This is a genomic window from Microcoleus sp. BR0-C5, from assembly GCF_036705045.1.
GTDB lineage: Bacteria > Cyanobacteriota > Cyanobacteriia > Cyanobacteriales > Microcoleaceae > Microcoleus.
Window position 1 is genome coordinate 52,962 of record NZ_JAUBTR010000037.1, and the last position, 16,594, is coordinate 69,555.

General features: G+C 45.4%; 15 protein-coding genes. 8 read left to right on the forward strand and 7 right to left on the reverse strand.

Annotation, left to right across the window (positions count from 1 at the left end):
• Positions 1–584 precede the first annotated feature (584 nt).
• The 5 genes from QUB08_RS18510 to QUB08_RS18530 form a co-directional block, all read right to left on the reverse strand.
• Complete coding sequence (locus QUB08_RS18510) at positions 585–1,799, reverse strand: histidine kinase (protein WP_333226077.1); 1,215 nt, start codon at positions 1,797–1,799, stop codon at positions 585–587.
• Positions 1,800–2,186: 387 nt separating this feature from the next.
• A complete protein-coding gene (locus QUB08_RS18515) occupies positions 2,187–2,669 on the reverse strand; it encodes a BON domain-containing protein (protein ID WP_333226078.1) in 483 nt (160 codons plus the stop codon).
• Positions 2,670–2,927: 258 nt separating this feature from the next.
• The gene (locus QUB08_RS18520; RefSeq protein ID WP_333226079.1) at positions 2,928–3,128 is read right to left on the reverse strand and encodes a hypothetical protein; all 201 of its coding nucleotides are present in this window, start codon (positions 3,126–3,128) and stop codon (positions 2,928–2,930) included.
• A gap of 16 nt (positions 3,129–3,144) precedes the next feature.
• Positions 3,145–3,447, reverse strand: coding sequence for a hypothetical protein (locus QUB08_RS18525; RefSeq protein ID WP_333226080.1), 303 nt, complete (start codon positions 3,445–3,447; stop codon positions 3,145–3,147).
• The gene (locus tag QUB08_RS18530) at positions 3,426–3,698 is read right to left on the reverse strand and encodes a hypothetical protein (RefSeq protein ID WP_333226081.1); all 273 of its coding nucleotides are present in this window, start codon (positions 3,696–3,698) and stop codon (positions 3,426–3,428) included. Before QUB08_RS18530 ends, QUB08_RS18525 begins: the two co-directional genes overlap by 22 nt.
• A gap of 69 nt (positions 3,699–3,767) precedes the next feature.
• Here QUB08_RS18530 and QUB08_RS18535 point away from each other — a divergent pair, with 69 nt between their 5' ends.
• Positions 3,768–5,168 (forward strand): S-layer homology domain-containing protein, encoded by a 1,401-nt coding sequence (locus tag QUB08_RS18535; protein ID WP_333226082.1) that lies wholly within the window; start codon positions 3,768–3,770, stop codon positions 5,166–5,168.
• Between the two features lie 640 nt (positions 5,169–5,808).
• A complete protein-coding gene (locus QUB08_RS18540) occupies positions 5,809–6,843 on the forward strand; it encodes a histidine kinase (protein ID WP_333226083.1) in 1,035 nt (344 codons plus the stop codon).
• Between the two features lie 331 nt (positions 6,844–7,174).
• On the opposite strand, the gene QUB08_RS18545 is transcribed toward QUB08_RS18540, so the two are convergent.
• Positions 7,175–8,143: a hypothetical protein gene (locus QUB08_RS18545; protein ID WP_333226084.1), complete on the reverse strand. Its 969-nt coding sequence runs from the start codon at positions 8,141–8,143 to the stop codon at positions 7,175–7,177.
• 230 nt (positions 8,144–8,373) lie between these two features.
• Positions 8,374–9,354: a DNA polymerase III subunit delta gene (gene holA, locus QUB08_RS18550; RefSeq protein WP_333226085.1), complete on the reverse strand. Its 981-nt coding sequence runs from the start codon at positions 9,352–9,354 to the stop codon at positions 8,374–8,376.
• Between the two features lie 173 nt (positions 9,355–9,527).
• On the opposite strand from holA, the gene QUB08_RS18555 reads away from it, so the two are divergent.
• From QUB08_RS18555 to QUB08_RS18580, 6 genes are all read left to right on the forward strand, one after another.
• Entirely contained in the window at positions 9,528–10,268 is a 741-nt protein-coding gene (locus QUB08_RS18555; RefSeq protein WP_333226093.1) for a DUF1868 domain-containing protein, read from the forward strand.
• Positions 10,258–10,455 (forward strand): hypothetical protein, encoded by a 198-nt coding sequence (locus QUB08_RS18560; protein ID WP_333226086.1) that lies wholly within the window; start codon positions 10,258–10,260, stop codon positions 10,453–10,455. Before QUB08_RS18555 ends, QUB08_RS18560 begins: the two co-directional genes overlap by 11 nt.
• Before the next feature lie 118 nt (positions 10,456–10,573).
• Complete coding sequence (gene cbiE, locus QUB08_RS18565; RefSeq protein WP_333226087.1) at positions 10,574–11,878, forward strand: precorrin-6y C5,15-methyltransferase (decarboxylating) subunit CbiE; 1,305 nt, start codon at positions 10,574–10,576, stop codon at positions 11,876–11,878.
• 267 nt (positions 11,879–12,145) lie between these two features.
• A complete protein-coding gene (locus tag QUB08_RS18570; RefSeq protein WP_333226088.1) occupies positions 12,146–12,844 on the forward strand; it encodes a hypothetical protein in 699 nt (232 codons plus the stop codon).
• A 3-nt stretch (positions 12,845–12,847) separates the two neighbouring features.
• Positions 12,848–13,690: a DUF1822 family protein gene (locus QUB08_RS18575; protein WP_333226089.1), complete on the forward strand. Its 843-nt coding sequence runs from the start codon at positions 12,848–12,850 to the stop codon at positions 13,688–13,690.
• A 421-nt stretch (positions 13,691–14,111) separates the two neighbouring features.
• Positions 14,112–16,547: a hypothetical protein gene (locus tag QUB08_RS18580; protein ID WP_333226090.1), complete on the forward strand. Its 2,436-nt coding sequence runs from the start codon at positions 14,112–14,114 to the stop codon at positions 16,545–16,547.
• The last annotated feature ends 47 nt before the right edge of the window (positions 16,548–16,594 follow it).

The window sequence follows — 16,594 nt, forward strand, 5'->3', positions numbered from 1 at the left end:
CTTGCCAACGGCAATTCGGCTGCTACAGCCAACTAATGACCAGCCTAAGTCTTGCCCGAAGGCTCCGACAATTATTACTATTCTAATATTTGCCGACCACCGCAGGCATTTCTGGGCGCGCGGGACGGGCTACTTCACCTGTATAAGTTGGTGAAATTACCCACCCCATAATTAAAGATAGTCGCTCTTTGACTAACTGGGCAATATCTGCTGTAATTTATGTCATCAAATTTGATAATACTGCGGGGTTGGCAATCGAGCTGTAGTGAGTGTTACAGAGTAAAAAAACACTGCTGATTTAGGGTATAAAAATTAAGGGAGCCGATCGATCCTCCGGCGCAAAGCCCAGATCACGGACTGGGCCCCTAATCAAAATTAAACTTTTGACAGGTGGCTTTTTTAAGTTTCCAGAACAAAACAAAAGCCGGCTTTCAGAGAAAAAGCCGACTTTTGAGATAATTTTACCGACGAAGCGTAAAACCGCTAGGTAGCCGGTGTTGGTGGGAACACTTTCCACAATCCGATCGCGCGAGTGCGACTACCCTGCAGAAAGTAGAAAAAATACCCAAACAAAGTCTGAATTATTAAACCCGACGGTTGCCGGTAACGCCCTGATTGGGATCATAAATACCGGGCGTAGTATCAACCCCTGGAGTCCCAGGAGCGCCGTAATCAGCGCGAGCACTATCGACGCTGGGATAGTCGTAGGTGTTCCAATGCTGAATGCCTCCGCGGCTCAGAATGGTTTCAGCTCTAGCGACTTCTGCTTCGCTACCGTCAACCAGTACCAAGTAATCTCCTTTCGCCACCCGATCGTTGTATGCTCTAGCTTCCTCTTCGGGAATTCCCATACCGACTAAAGCTCCGATCAAGCCGCCTGCTGCCGCACCCAAAGCCGTACCGGCTAGTGTAGTGGCGATCGCCGTAGCTGAGGCTCCTGCCAGCATAATCGGCCCGATTCCCGGAATTGCCACTAGGCCCAGACCTACCAACAAGCCTGTCAAACCGCCCAAAGTACCACCTGTGAGTGCGCCCTTTGTGGCCCCTTCATCGGATTTGTTGTCCGCGCTGTCGTGCACGTCAATGCCTGCGATGTCGCCTTTAGACTCAGCATCCTTAGCGATGACCGAAACCCGATCCATGTCGAAACCGGCAGTTCTCAGTTCTCCCAGTGCGTGTTCCGTCTCGCGGCGGGTTGAAAACACTCCCACGGCGCGCTTCTGGCGACCCGAAGCTCTGCGGCCGGTGTCTGCAGGCACATCGTAAATGCCCCAATCCTGAATGCCCCGCACAGTCATAATTCCTTCGGCTGTGGCAAGTTCGGCATCTGTTCCTTCTACGAATACCAAATATTCTCCGCGCGAGACGCGATCGTTATAAACTTTAGCTTTTTCTTCGGGAACTCCCAAGCCGACCAAACCGCCGACCAAACCGCCTGCTGCTGCGCCAATCGCGCCTCCAATTACAGTATCTGCCAGCAGAGTTGCGATCGCACCCCCCGCCATCACCGGGCCCACTCCTGGAATCGCTAGCGCTCCAATGCTTCCGAGTAACCCAATCAAACCGCCCGTCACGACTCCCGCTGTCGCGCCTGCTTTTGCGCCGCCGCCCACTTTGTCGTCGGTACCCTTACCAGTACCAGTGCTAGCGCCCGCAATTTCGCTGCGATCAAGATTTTCGCCAACTACCGAAACTTTATTCATCGGAAACCCGGTACTTTGCAGTTCCATCAGGGCTAGTTCCGTATCTCGGTAATTAGAAAATGCTCCTACAGCTCGCTTGTGTTGACCTAAAGCCATTTTTGTTCTCCTGAAAAATATACTACTTTTACACAACCACAGAATTTATGCTCTGCCATCAATCACATTTAGTCATTTTTTCCCAACAATTTTCATCGGTCGCTGGGAATAACTTCCCGCTCTATCTTCAGGTTGGTTTCCCACTAATTCTCCAGGATAAGAAATCGGAAATTGGGAAGGGGAAGTTGCAGGTATTGCGCGAGTTTTGAATGGGTGAATTTACAATTAAATTTAAACTCTTTCACTTAAAACCCCCATCTCTCTAGAGAGTCACCTAAGCCTTGTAATCTGCTCCGCAAGCAATCTTACAATGCCAAACTTTACCCTCTTCCCTCAGACTTCTATCCTAGATAACTACATCTTTCCCTCAGACTTATTCCGGCTAATTTATTGATTGCTGCTAGGCGATGCGGGTGCAGCAGGGGCGACAACAGCCGTAACATTCACATCTTTGACACCCTTGATCTCTTTCGCTAAGGGCTCAATTTTAGCTAAATCAGTTTGATTAGGAACTGTGCCACCTACGGTTACAAGCCCATCTTTTGCGTCAACAGTTAGCGCACCTTGAGTGATGTTTACTTCTAACTTGGAGCGCACTTCACTTTGGATGTCGCCATCGGCTCTTATGGCATCACCGCCCGTCACATTGTTGCGCTGTTCTCTGGCCCTGATATCAGAATTTGCTTGTGCTCTGCGAATATCGCTAGTTGCGTCACCCTGAGTTTTTTGAACTGTCTCCGCTGGGGGCGGGCTGGTCGTATTTTCTGTGGTAGTATTAGGAGCATCAGCGCTAGTTTTAGCCCCCTCGCTGCAAGCAGCAGCTCCAAATAATAGGATGCCGCTGAGGAGAATGGGTGTTAGTTTGTTCATAATATGTTAATACCCTCCGGGTAAGCTTTCGATGAGCCTGACTTCCCTGACTTCGTTGAGCCAGATGGGAGCCAGATGGATCAAGACAGCATCTTTATTTGTGCTTTCTGCGATTTAAAAATCCTTATATCAAATATATAAACTTGAGGAAGTATCTACATCGCTCCACAGGTGTAAAATTTATCTATACCGTTAGATAGAGTACAAAAAACAATATAAGGTATTAAGTCACATTTAACTTAATGAGTTCTGACCGCATTATTGCTCAGAAACTCGGTAGATGGCTTCATTTTTCGTTACCAAAGCCAATATTTTCCTATAAACCAAGTTTAAAAGCGTAAGTTTTATTAATAAATTCGATCGCCACTCCCAACAAATTTTTCCCTCGAACCTCCAACCGGGGACTTCTTCCCTCAACATCCATCCATTAAATCCGTTAAATCTCGCTACACTACTCATCGTAAAACTTCGGGCTTCAAAACAAACGAAAAGAGTCGAGAAATTTTTGAGCATTTTCTGGTTCTGGGGTAGTGGCTACCAGCCCGTAAACGCGCGTTTCCACCAAAAAAACTTGGCCCACACCTATCGGTTCAGTGGGGGAAAGCGGCTGAAACTCAAACTCTTTTCCCGGATAGCCTCCGAGGGAAATATCCCGCACCTGCAACAATTTAGCATTCGCTGCCACGACAAAAAAATCAACGGCATTATTTAAAGTAATTCTGATATTATTGATATTATTGTTCCTCAGCCGAAAATCTAGGTCAAAGTATTGAAGCAAAAAGTTTCTTTGTTTTTTAAGTTCGATCGGTATGTATGAGCAATAATTTGATTTGAAAAAATTTCGGAATTAATTTTGGGATTGGGCGGCATATCTATCGCAAACTGACCCATCGCTGAGCAAAATGGCTGCCACTCTGGCGTCTGAATGGCTGTCCGCAGCGGGGCTAATTGAGATGCAGCGGAACGGGCAAACTTGAGAGGCGAGACAAGTAATGTAGCAGTAACTAGAAGTATATACAGAAATTTCATTTGCTTAATAAATATATTTGCCCGATCGATCTGCGCTAGCCTAGAAATATATCCGCAAAGGGGGGATTTATGCTGAATATTATATTTACTCAACGGCGAGGCAACTCTCAAGGACGCTCTAAAATCACTAAAACCAATAAAACCAATATACTCGCTGCTGTAAATACTTGGCTAGCGGTGTGTCTGCTGGCTGCTGTCACAGGTTGTGCAAACAGCCCCAACAGCAAGGCACTTGAAGAATCATTAGCCGCCGATCCGAAATTAAAACAAAATCCAGTGGTTTTCTCTTCCCCGCCACCAGCGACAGCAATTGAGACAAACTCTACCGCCAAACTTCCTCCCGATTTCCCGACAGAGATTCCACTATATCCTAATGCTGAGTTAATCGAAGTTGGTGAGCAAACCGATCCGTCGCCAAAAAATGTGCGGCTGCGCTGGGAGAGCACTGATCCGGTTAATTCGGTTCAGAACTTTTACTCTACAGAGTTTGGGCGTGGCAACTGGGAAATAGTTAGCCGCCCAACCGCCGAGGGACAAGGTTCTTTAGTAGCAACCCGAGATAATTTGCGGGTAACAGTGTCGCTTTCTCCAACTCAGAAAGTAGGGGGTTCTACAGAATTTGCGATCGACTACAGCAAAGAAAGCCCAGAAATTGCCGCCAGTCCCCAACCTAATAATTCCGAGTCTAGCGCATCTCCAACCGCTTCACCAACTCCCTCTAATTCAGAGGGAACTACTCCAACACCATCCGCCTCACCCAAATCAGCAAACGTTAGCCAACTAGACACCCAAATTCCTCAACAGTTGCGGCAGTTTGTGGCAGATTTAAGTCAGTTGGAAGTGCTGAAAGTGCGAACGACCGAAAGTGCTAATTTAGAAAGTGGCCGCACTTTACCCAAACCCAACAAAATTGTCACTCGCCGCGAATACGCCCGCTGGTTAGTAGCAGCTAACAATCAGATTTATGCTAGCCGTCAAGCCAAACAAATTAGATTAGCAGTAAACTCTAGCGAACCGGCTTTTTCTGACGTACCCAAAACTGATCCGGATTTTTCAGCAATTCAAGGTTTAGCAGAAGCCGGTGTAATTCCCAGTTCGCTTTCGGGAGAAACTAAAGATGTGAAATTTCGCCCGGATGCACCTTTAACTCGCGAAACAATGATTCTCTGGAAAGTGCCTTTAGATAGTCGTCAAGTTTTACCGACAGCTAACATTGACGGGGTGAAAGAAAAGTGGGGTTTTCAAGATGCTTCTAAGATTGATTCCCAGGCGTCGCGGGCAGTTTTAGCTGATTTTAACAATGGAGATTTGGCGAATATTCGCCGGGTTTTTGGTTTTACTACTCTGTTTCAGCCGAAGAAATCAGTCACTCGTGCCGAAGCTGCTGCTAGTTTGTGGTATTTTGGCGTTCAAGATCAGGGATTGTCTGCTAAAGATGCCCTGGAAGCAAAGTCTTCACCTGCTGAGTAGAGTTGTTTGGGCTTGTTAAAAGTTTTGGACACAGCGTCTACTTACCAAAACCAAAGAAACCGGGTTTTTTCTCTGTAGCCAAACCCGGTTTCTGCGTCCAAGACTGACGAAATTTTACCAAGTTTCCACATCGGCGTGCGATCGGCCCCCACAAAAATTGCAGCTTTAGTTTCTAGGATTTCTGTGAATATGGCTGACCCAGAAACCGACTTTTATCTACGAAAATGCCCAATACAACGCGAGGCATATCCGCTGAAAAACCTTGTTTCTTTAATTCCTATGGGCGAGTCATCGTAAAAAATTATTCCATAAATTATACATCGGCTTTTCTGTCCTTGTGGCCTACCCTAGGGGATAGATTTTTTTTTAATCTTAATTTCTGTATCCTGGCATACAACCGCTGCATTTGGCGGGCAAATTTTCTACATATTTTAACTAATATCGTTTCCGGTTGTATCGGAATGATTTAACCGCAGAGGGCGCAGAGAACGCAGAGGGAGAGAATACAGAGAGGAATAATTCCGATGCTACCGGATTTGATATAACACTTTCTTCAAAACTCTCAGTAGGATTCCGGATGGCTTAGCGGCCTTAACGATAAATGAAAAACAGTGTTTGAGCTCTTGGAGAGCATTTTTTAATGTACGATATTACCTTATTTACCCCGCAAGACATGGCGAAATGCAGCTTAGTCCTGCGCCAGTTCGGTAGAAATACTGCTAGTATGGAAGCCAGCAGCCAGAAGATTGTTAACTATATTTACCGACATTTTTGCAATTCGCAAACTGGAGAAAATACCTGTGCCTTAGTGCGTTTGTTCAAAACTCATCCCTACGGGGAATTAGAAGACTTATTGCAACAATCCGCGCGCCGCTTGATGAAGGGCAATTCCCCCGCCGCCGACATGAAATGTTGGACTCTGCTAGCAGCAGCAGGCACAGAACCGCAGTGGAATTCTCGGCACACCGCAGCAGAAAATACAGCTATTCCATTAGTTAGCACAAAATTAGTGGCTCAAATGCCGGCGATTTCGGAAATAATCCGGCAGTTTGGTTTAGACATTCCTACATTCCTCGGAATTGAGCGAGAAAGGTTCCTGCAATTAGAACCCGCAGTATTAAATATTTTTCACGTATCAGAGGCAAAAGGCAGCCCCTTTATTCCTGAGCAAAATTCTTTAATTATTCCCTACCACGTCAAGTCTGTCTTGGGATTTGGGGGACTTCTGCCGTCAGGAAGTGTGTTTGCGGTAGTGATGTTCCTAAAAGTTAAAATTCCCCAAAGCACGGCTGAAATGTTTAAAGATTTGGCACTTAGTGTCAAAACCGCATTATCCATGCCCGAAAAAAAAAGTGTTTTTGACTATTCAGAAACTTCTAAAATTTTTGTTACTAATAACAATCTTGCCGAAACCCAATTACTTGAATATCAAGTGGCTAATCTGATTCAATTGCTGGACTTTTCAGAACAAGAAATGCTCAGACAAGCCGCTCGGTTTCAAGAGACAATTGACAATTTACAGCGCGAACTTGCCGAGTACAAAAATAAGGAAGAAGCTTTCAAAGTAAGCCAAAATTCATTTACAGGCATCCTCAATATTCCCAAAGATGCTATTGTGCGCGTAGATAAAAATCAAGGAATTCAGCGTTTTAATCAAGGGGAAGAACAAATTTAAACCAAGCTCTGTGTTTAGGAATGAGAATTAAATAACTTCCACTCTTGAAAGTGGGATGGGCGTCCCGCCCATCCTTTTTGGACGGGCGGGACGCCCATCCCACAATAACAATTAAAATTGTAAGTTATTTAATTCGCGATCCTTAGCAACCAGGCTGACGGGGTTGTCACCCCGTCAGAGCAATAGGTAAAGTTAAATGAAATTTTAATAAAATTGAAAAAAGTCAAAAGGTAAGAAAGCTTTGAGTAAAAAAAGATTTTTTACTTTTGGCTTTTGACTTTTGACTTTTAGCACATCAAGTATTCAACTCAAAACTCAAAACTTAAAACTCTTAAGGCGCTGCTGCCGCCCTGCGGTTGGCAACAATCAGATTAGCCTGATACTCTGCCGCTTTTTGCTGAGCCTTTTGATAGTTCGGGCTGGTTGACGGTACGGCTCTCATGAGCTTAACCGCTTGCTGCCACTCGCTTGCTACTGCGATCCACTCATTTTGAGACTGAGCCGTCTGGGCCGAAATTGCTGCTTTCTGAGCTGTGTTAACGGCTGCCCTCCAAGAGTCAGGCTTAGGCGCGGCGACTTTTGGTGCAGGAGAAGCTGGAGCTGGGCTTGCTGGCGCAGCAGCAGTGGGAGCGGGTTTTGGTGCAGGGGAGGCTGCCTGTGGGGTGCCCGGAGATGCGGCGGCTTTAGAAGCGGGAGGTGAGGGTTGGGGGGAGGGGGAAGCAGCTTCGGAGGCGATCGGTTCTGGGTTAGAGTCGCCGAAGGGGAAAGTTTTAGTAAAGAAAAGCCCTGCGATCGCCGCCAGAGGTACTAAGATACCCACAGGTATTACCCATTTGGGAAATTGTTTTTTCGGAGGCGGGGCTTGCTCTTCGTCTTCGTCTTCCTCGTCGTCATCTCGATCGAATTCTCCTTCTTGATAATAGTCTTCCTCTTCGGGCTCGACATCATCTAAACCTACAGAGTCGTCAGGCATTCCACTATCCAACGGGTAAGGCATTGAATCCGCAGGCATCAGATCAATTTCATCTTCCCACGTAGGCGATCCCTCACCTGTTCGACGCCCGTAAACCTTTACGGTGTGAATTGATTCAAGTCCCAGCTTCGTCATGCCGGTGCGGATGAAATCGACCAATACCATTTGATCCGGTACTTTGTCTGCCTCCAGAATTATGTGGAGGCAGCCGTTGTCCCGCGTCACATCGGCGTTGATGCCTTTGGGTTTGAGTGTACGGTTGATGCTAGATGCGATCGCTTTTGGATCGCCTTGCTTGAGCAGTTCCCGCGGGTTCTGTTGTGTCATGGGTAGCGCTCTTTTTTTGGGGGGGGTGGAGAGCCGGCAAATAATATTAACCGATCGGCATTCGGCGGACAATATTTATTTACCACATTAACTTCTACTTTGGCATTCTGAGAATATTTCTAGTATCTATTGACCTTTTGGCCCGCGATCCGGCATCAAGCACATAGCCGAAGAAAGAAATTTGTTGTAAAAATTTACAGTAAGGGGCAGATCCTGTGCCCTGTCGCGCATCAGCGAAACAAGCTAGAAAGTTCTATAACTTTGGTTTGCAGGGTTGAGATTTCTTCCCGCCCCCGCTTTAAAGAAGCTTCTAACTCTAGCAGCAAAGGCAAACTTTTTTGCAGTTTTTCTAAGCTGGCATTCTTGACTTCTTGCCGAAAATAGTATACTCGTTTCGGATTGCCCAGATCTAGAGCTTGAGCAATTTTATCATCGCGATCGCCCGCTTGGATCATCGCCTTTACCCACAGCCAAATCCGAAACTTACCAGTCAAGCCCGCCACAATCCTCAAACCAGGCTCGCTGCGGCCAGTTAAGCCTGCCAATAAATCCAAAGCGGCGGAGGTATTGCCCTCGCGAATCGCATCGGCTAGCTGGAAAGTATTCTGGGCGTGACAGTGCACCAGTGCGGCAACTTCTTCCGGGTTCAGAGGTTGGCTGCGGTTGCCCGCAAACAGCAGCAATTTTTCGAGTTCGCTGTATAGCCCGCGGGTATCGCTGCCAATGGATTCGGCCAAAAGTTCGATCGCTGTGGCTGTCAATTTTACGTTCATTTCGCCGGCGACTTGGCGCACCCGCTGGGCTAATTCTTTGTCATTCCAAGGCGGAATCGGTGAAAATTCCCGCACTTGGGCGGCGGACTGGGAAATTAACTTGGTAGATTTGAGCCGGCTGTCGGGTTTTTTGACGGATGTCAGCAGCAGCACGGTGGTAGGGGGAATCACCGGCAGCGTCCGTTCAAATTGGGCCAACAGTTCTGGAGAGCACTGCTGCGTTACAGTCGTATTTGCCAGCCAGACAAAACGGCTGCCAGTACCGAAGGGCGGCGTTAAGGCTCGATCGAGCCCTTCGACCACAGATCCGGCGGAATCGGCAATAATTTTGTCATAGTTAAAACTAGCCCAGTTGGGGTCGAGGACTGTTTGGCGCAAACTTGTCACAGCCTGCGCCATCGCAAAGTCGTCTTCCCCCCAAAACAGGTAAATTTGCATAAACGCTCACTAGCCAAAAAAATCCGAGTTGCAGGCGAGGCTTGTCCAACATATCCTGAATAGGGCTGTTGGAAGCCCGCGCCATAATATAAAATTTGGTGTGGGAGTATGTCACCGCGAGGAAATCAAGATTGGATGATACTTATCAAGCTTACGTAAATCGGGTGGCGCGAATGACGCTGCTGGACTCCTACAAGTCCCAGGTGGAACACATTCAGGAATCTCCAAAATTTAAGCCCGACGAAGCAGGCCGGAGAGATCCTGTACCTTTTCCAGGTTATTCAGTGATTACGCCGCCTGCGGGGGAAGATGCAGAAAATGCTGCATTTTATAGTAATTTGCAGTCGAGCCAACAACGGCTATTGCAGGAAATAGGGGAGGGTGCGCTCGTGGCACTGCCTCCTGATAGCTTCCATTTAACCGTAGCCGATTTAATTTGGAACAGCGCTTTTCGAGATGCCTCTGATAAAAATCCAGAATTTGAGGAGCAACTGCGCTCGCGCATGGCAGATCGTTTTGCAGCCTGCAAACCCTTGGCGGGCGGCGCTCCCATTCGCTGGATAGTGCTGGGGTTGATGGTGATGACTAGAGCTGTGGGTGTTTGTTTGGCACCGACTGACGAAAACTCTTACAAGCAAATTCTGGAGTTTCGCCGATCGATCTATCAAAATCCCGATTTAATGGCTTTGGGAATTGAACAGCAATATCATTTTACGGCACACATTACTCTGGCTTATTTTGGGGACACCGGGCCGAACCTTGACCGTGATCGCTTGTGCGCTTTGCTGTCAGAGTTGAACGAGCAATGGCTGGACACGCCGCAAGAACTGTCCGTACACCGAGTGGAACTACGGAAGTTTGAGGACATGGCCACCTACCTCCGGCAACCAGACTGGCCTGTTTTTGAGTTTTAACGAAGGAAGAAGGAAGAGGGAAGAAGGAAGAGGGAAGAAGGAAGAGGGAAGAAGGAAGAAGGAAGAGGAAAGAGGGAAGAAGGAAGATTTTTTCCCATCTCCCACTCTCCCCATCTCCCACTCTCCCCATCTCCCTCTCTCCCACTCTCCCCATCTCCCTCTCTCCCTCTCTCCCCTTTGGCAATAGTCAGGATATTGCCTATTAAATGCTTTAATTATTTTTGTTTGACAGTAAAGTCAAGGAAAAAATTTATGAAAAACCAGGAAAAATCAGTAATTCTGGTTTTTTACTTTTTGCTTAAAAAGTGAAAGTACACGTTGTTGGTATAGGTTTAGATGGAGCTGCTGGGCTGAGCGAATCGGCGCGGCAGGTTGTAGAAATGGCCGCTCTGCTAATAGGGAGCGATCGACATTTGAGCTATTTTCCCCAGCACGAGGGAGAGCGCTGGGCGTTGGAAGATTTGACCGAAGCAATTCTGGAAATTAAGCGCTGGTTGGCGACTGAACCCGAATTAGAGCCCTCTGCGGGGACGGTGGAAGCCCGCGATCGACCGATCGTAATTTTAGTGGCCGGTGACCCGCTGTTCTACGGCTGGGGAAAGTTGTTAATTGCCCAATTGCCTGCAGAAAAATTGACTTTTCACCCCCACGTCAGTTCTGTGCAGTTGGCTTTTAACCGCTTGCAAATCCCTTGGCAAGACGCTCATTTTGTTGGCTCTCAAGGACGTTATTTTGAGGAACTGACGGCAAAAGTCAAACTCGGTGTCGAGAAAATTGCAGTGCTCGCGGACGAAACTCATACTCCGGCTGCCCTGGCAAATTTGGTGAAAGCTCTAGATTTGCCTACACGCTACGAGTTTTGGGTTTGCGAGAATTTGGGTTCTGCCCACGAGCGGGTGGGCCTGCGTTCTCTGTCAGCTTTGCTGGGAGAGTCTTTTGCACCGCTGAGCGTGGTTGTGATGCTGCGGGAGTCCCCGCTGGGGGCAGAACCTTTGGATTTGGAAAAGTTGCCTTTGTTGGGAATACCGGATGCAGCTTTTATCGGTTGTGGCGACAAGCCTGGTTTGACGGTGGAACGGGAAGTGCGGGTGTTGGTGCTGGGACAATTGGCTTTGCAACCGGGACAAGTTGTCTGGGATGTGGGTGCTGGTAACGGTTCTGTGTCGATCGAAATTGCTCGTTTATTCCCGCAGTCTGAGGTTTATGCGATCGAAAAAACGGTTTCTGGTACTTCTGCGATCGAGTTGAACTACGGCCGTTTTGGGCTGCAAAATGTGTTCTCGATTCACGGAACCGCCCCGGAAATTTTGCACCGCTTGCGTCCTCCGCACCGAATTTTTATTGGCGGTAGTGGGGGAGGGTTGACTAAAATTTTGGGCGTTTGCGCGCTGCGGCTGCTCCCTGGAGGCTCGATAGTCCTGGCTTTGGATGCTTTTGAGGATATTGCTACTGTTTTGAGCTGGATGGGCGATCGGGTGCGCCGGGAACCGCACTGGAGTTACCGAATTATGCAAGTGCAGTTGTCGCGTTCTCTGGCTGGGGGAAATTCAACTCGTTTTGATGCGTTGCGGCCGGTTTCGATTGTGACGCTCGATCGACACTTGAATTAATCTGAAATCTGTCATATCAAATCCGCGCTTCAGCGTCGGGCCTAAAATCGAGTCAACATTCAACACTCAACCATCATTCAGTTTTTCGATCCCAAGTCAACAGTCAACCGTCAACAGTTAACAGTTAACAGTCATGAAGAGTGCAACCGGAATTAATATAACTCTAACTTTCGGGTGCACGCAGAACACAGAGCATCCTCTGGTTAGCGGAGAATCTCCAAGCGGTGCAACAATGAGTTGAGAATTCAAATAATTAATTTAACACCTATGGATCAAATGCTGCGCCAACTAATTGAGGAGGTATGCGAGTATCCCCAAAACAGCTCCCAAAGGCGCAAAGCGATGAACCGATTGCTCGCCGAACTACAGGAACTTCCCGGACTACTGCGATCGCCACATCCCGATTATTTAGAAGCCTTAAATAAAACCTGGCAATGGGTGAACAAGAGTATTTGCTCGAACTTCAAGCTTAGCGATCCGAATGTGTCAACACGACTACGACAATGGCTAAATAGTTACCTAGAGTGGCGCATTAAGGATTTGAAGTTACCTTCTCAACCGCCCACCTACAGTTTAGATGCCCCCCTGGGAGGCTCAGATACTAAAACTGCGTTGCTGGATGTGCTTTCAGAAACAAGTTTTTCCACTCCTACCCGCAGTGGTTTGGATGGCTATATCGCACTTTTAGAGCAAGAAAATTATCAGAATATTATTCAACAGCTAGAACAATACGTCCAAGAAGACCCCGATGGGAAATTTCGCTCCTGTCATCCTAAAAATCATCCAGAGTGTAACTGTCAAGTGCTCACATTAAAGGTGCTGTTTAAAACCACGCCTGACAAGTTTACTGCGATCGCCAAAGAATTTAACATCAACTACCAAACTCTAAAATCCCACTGGGAAAGGAACTGTCGTCCCTTGCTCCAAGCGATCGCATTAGAGCTAGGATACAAAAGAGAAGATTAAATTATGCCAAGCACAAACCCAACGCTATTGACAGTTCCACTAGGTACTGATGCTCACCGCACCGCTCGAAAATTTGCGGCCGAAACTCTGCAACTCGCTCCTGAATTGACAAAGCACGAGGCTGCCAAACGAGTTTATGTGAATACTTTAGCAGTTTATGTTGTCTATAGCTACCTCAAATGGCAAGCTTACGAACCCGATTTAATTCAAGGCGATAGTTGGCATCCAGTCGTCCGTGCCCAGTGGGATCTTGCTGATTTAGTGTTACCAGGGATGGGTAAATTAGAATGCCGCCCGGTTTGGTTTGGAGAAAGTGCGATCGTAGTTCCACCAGCAGCCATAGAAGGCAGAATCGGCTATGTAATAGTTGAATTTGGGGAAAAATTAGACTCAGGAAAACTGCTAGGATTTACCCCATCACTGGATAATTCTCCGTTGCCAAGCCAGATCCAGATTGCCCAACTCCAAAACTTAGATGCTCTGATCGATCATCTCTATCGTCTGGAATTAGGAAATCAGTTTTTGACAAGTGACGATCCAGTAGCCGTAGAAGTGCGACAACTCTTAGAAACACAAAACTTTTCAGAAATTATCGCTCAATTAGAGCGCATTTACCGAACTACTAAGCCCATTAAATGGCGCTATGCAGGAGCAGATGTATTAGTCGCTAGTCTTCCTATTAATCCTCATCATCAAATAGTTGAGTCTTCTGCTGAACAACAGGCTTTTCTGGGAGAAATTGGTCGAGAAGAAAAAGTGACTTCCGCAGATTTCCACCTCCAACAGTTAGCCCAAAAAATGCTAAATAAATTAGCAGGAATTTGGGGCATTGAAACAAAAAATTAAATGTTTTTTTTTAACTGAGAACATACCCATTTTGTAAAAAGCGTTTTTTAGGAATGTGAGTATCATGCTCGCTTGCCTATAAATTTGTAACAATACAGATACTTGCACTCCTGTGATATCAAATCCCCTACCATCGGAATTAATATTAGACCTCTTGCAAAAATAGCTGGGACGGGCTCTCCGGCCCGTCCCACAAAAAGTTTTTTCTCTTGTGGGATGGGCCGGAGAGCCCGTCCGAAAATTTGATCGAAAGGACTTTTGCAAGAAGTCTATTACCCACAGGTTTCGACACGGCGCAGTGCCCCGTGTCCCTAAAATTAATCCGGGTAGTCCAAGGGGATTGCCGTCTCCTCTATATCATGTCCGAGTGCAACCGGAATTGATATAAAACCAAAACTGATATTAACCCAAAAAATGTAACATGAAAGAACAGCTAAACTCTGCTTGTCGTCACCTAATTGAAATGCTACGTACCTGTCCCGAAGGTGAAGAACGAGATATTTTGGATGACCATTCAGACATCCTTAATGAAGGTTTATTAGAGGTGATGGAGGATGTAGCAGACGAGTTATTAGTTGAGGAAAATGAAGAGGGCTCTGACTGGCTGCGGAGTGCGGTGGCGAAGATAAAAGACTTAATTCAAATTAGATCTGAATTAGCTAATTCTCAAGACTTATTAAATTTTTTCATAGAAGTCTTAGAAGCAATCGAAGCAAGTGAAGGAAATGCAGAAGTTGTGTATCCTATTTTAGAGAAAAATTTAGACAAATTAGATGATAATTTTGATTGGTTTTTGCGAAGTTGGGCAACTGACGTTTTAGCGAAATTAGAGTCTGAAGAAGCTTACGATATAGCCACTGTAATTGGCACGTTTAGTGGTCTTATTCAAGAATTTACTCTGGGCGATTGTGTAAACAATATTGAAATTGCGATCGCGGGATATCAACAAGTAGCGACTGTGCTCAATCGAGAAGATTACCACCAGGATTGGTTGATTGCTCAAAACCATTTGGGATTTGCTTATCAAATTCGCCTTGCTGGGAACCGTAGCAGGAATTTAGAAAGGGCAATTGAGTGTTATGAATTAGCTTTACAATGTTGTAATGATACCGATGAACCGGAATTATGGAGTTTGATTAAACATCGTTTAGGTTTAGTTTATTTTGACAGAGTAGAAGGTGATTTAGAAGAAAATCTGGAGAGGGCGATCGCTGCTTTTGAATTAGCATTAAAAGTGTGGAATTGTCAAGATTATCCCTTAAAATGGGCGGAAATTCAGCATGATTTAGGTTTGGCTTATCTCCACCGTGTTAAAGGAGATGAATCGGAAAATATAGAACTAGGAATTAAATATTATCAAGCTGCTTTGGCTGTTTATCCAAAAGAGGATAATCCTACAGATTGGGCAAGAATTCAAAATAATTTGGGTCTAGCTTATTATAATCGTATTCAAGGGCAAAAATTAGATAACCTTGAAAGGGCGATCGCCGCTTTTGACAATGCCTTACAAGTCCGTACTAATACTGATTTTCCCCTACATTGGGCAGAAACTCAAGAGAGCTTAGGTAATGCTTATAGTACAATAATTGAAGATAGTCGAGACGACAATCTCCAAAAAGCAATTGAGTGTTATCAAGCGGCTTTAACTGTTTATAGTGCTGAAGACTTCCCCGAACAATCGAGTACGATCCAATTTTGTATGGGAGATGCTTACCGTCAAAAAATAGAAAATCGTGCTGATAATCTTGAGAAAGCGATTGAGTGTTATCAAACTGCTCTACAAAGTTGTAATAAAGAAGAATTTCCTGAATTATGGGCTTTTATTCATAATGATTTAGGGGCCACATATCTCAGCAGATTCGAGGGAAGTAAAGAACAGAATATAGAATTAGGTAGGAGTTTGATAGAGGCTACTTTACAAGTTTATAATCGTGAGGACTATCCCGACAATTGGGCGAACACTCAAAATAATTTAGGATTTTCCTATTACCTTTCTACCACAGGAAAATATTCCGATAACTTGGAACGGGCAATTGCATATTATGAATTAGGATTACAAGTGTATAATTCTGAGACTTTTACAGAAGTGTGGGGACTGATACAACTTAACTTAGGAGTTGCTTATTTAGAGAGACTAAAAGGAGACCTTTCCGAAAATATTGAAGCATCAATTGCTGCTTCTCAAAATGCCTTAACTATTTACGATCCAGAGACTTATTTAGAAAATTGGTTGAAAATTCAGAATAATTTAGGGTATGGCTATCAAAATAGAGTTAAAGGAGAGCAACTTGATAACCTTGAGAAAGCTTTCGGCTATTATAAAATTGCTTTAGATGCTTGCTGTTCTAGTCAATTTCCTGAAATTTGGGGTTTGCTCAAAAATAACTTAGGAACTTTTTATTTAAGAAATGCTCAAGGGAATCAAGCTGAAAATGTAGAAGAAGCTATTGTTCTTTATCTTACCTGTCTTGAATCTTATCAAAAAGCATTTAATCGTAAACAATGGTCGATGATTCAAAATAATGTAGGGATTGCTTACCTCAATCGCAAATATGGTAGCCGTCTCGAAAATATAGAATTAGCAATCGAAGCTTTTAATAATGCTTTGCAAGTTCGTAATTATGACTATTATCCCGAAGAGTGGGCGGAAACACAACAGCATTTAGGCATTGCTCATAGTGAACGAATTTATGGCGATTCCTTACAAAATTTAGAAAATGCTATCAAATGTTATGAAAATGCTTTACTAATATATACTCGTTTAGATTTCCCTGAACAGTGGGCAATGCTTCAAAATAATATTGGTAGTGCTTATAGCGAACGTCTGCTAGAGAGCCAGTCCAGTAGAAGTAGTTGACAAACCAATATAATTATGCTGTCGTCTCTATTGGGTTCATAAGTAGC